The organism is Kocuria sp. ZOR0020, assembly GCF_000800955.1.
GTDB classification, from domain to species: domain Bacteria; phylum Actinomycetota; class Actinomycetes; order Actinomycetales; family Micrococcaceae; genus Kocuria; species Kocuria subflava.
Window position 1 is genome coordinate 1 of the sequence record NZ_JROX01000279.1, and the last position, 1,251, is coordinate 1,251.

Consider the following 1,251-nt stretch of genomic DNA (forward strand, 5'->3'; position numbering starts at 1 on the left):
ATGTCCCAAGCTGCAGCTGGTTCACCGTCCAATGTCCAGGACATGCCGGCTCAGGTGGCCGAACCCGCAGTGCGCAATGCCGTGGCAGAACGTGAGGCCCTGCAAGAGCTCCAGGACGAGCCCCTGGCGGCCTGGGACTGGCCTTTCCTGGCTGAACGCACGGCCAGTGACTCACCGGAGACCACCTTGGACGTCCGGGACTACCTTGAGCTTTACGCCGTGGTGGAGGACGGCCTGTTCCACACCGCCCGGGAGCTGTTCGGGCTGGAGTTCACCAAGCGCCGGGACCTCAAGGGGTACCTCCCCGAGGTGGAGGTCTACGAATGCCAACGTGCTGAGACCGGCGAAACGCTCGGCCTGATGGTGGCTGACTGGTGGACCCGCCCCACCAAATCAGGTGGCGCCTGGATGGGGACCCTGGTGCATCAGAACCACCTGGGGGCGCAAAAACCCGTGATCACGGTGAACACCAACTTTGTTTCCCCGCAACCGGGACAGCCCAAGCTGTTGACCGTGGCAGAGGTGACCACCCTGTTCCACGAGTTCGGGCACGTGTTGCACGGGCTGCTTTCAGACGTCCACTTCCCCTCCTTTGCCGGCACCAAGGTGGCCCGCGACGTGGTGGAATTCCCCTCCCAGGTCTACGAGATGTGGGTCCTGCACCCAGACGTCCTGCCCCGCTACGCCCGGCACCACCGCACGGGTGAACAGTTGCCGGAGGAGATCGCGGACCGGCTGCGGGAGGCGGACACCCAGGGTCAGGGCTTTGCCACCGTGGAGTACCTGGCTGCCACCGCCATTGACCTGGCATGGCATGAGCGCACCCACACAGATCCCGCACCGGATCTGGAGACCTTTGACCAGGACGCCATGACCACTGCCGGGCTGGATGTGGACGGCGTGGACCCCCGCTACACCTCCGCCACGTTCAAGCACATCTTTGCCGGGGGTTATGCGGCCGGGTACTACTCCTACCTGTGGTCGGAGATCATCGATGCCGCCGCCGTGGAGTGGTTCAACACCAACGGTGGGCTCAGCCGCAGCACCGGTGACCGGTTCGCCAGCACCATTCTCTCTCGCGGCAACGAGGCCGATCCCATGGACGGGGTCCGTGAGCTGCTGGGCGGGGACCCGGACATGCAGCCTTTGTTGCAGCGTCGCGGCCTGCTCTCCTGACCCTTTCCCTCTCCCGCCGAGTAGGCCTTTTGATCGCCCCTGAGTGGGTCAGCAGCGATCAAAAGGCCTACTCGG

General features: G+C 64.9%; 1 protein-coding gene. It reads left to right on the forward strand.

Translation table 11 applies throughout. The features are described 5' to 3' along the window. Positions 1–1,176 (forward strand): M3 family metallopeptidase (locus L979_RS12990; RefSeq protein ID WP_047692628.1); only part of this gene is annotated, 1,176 nt, incomplete at its 5' end. Between the last annotated feature and the right edge of the window lie 75 nt (positions 1,177–1,251).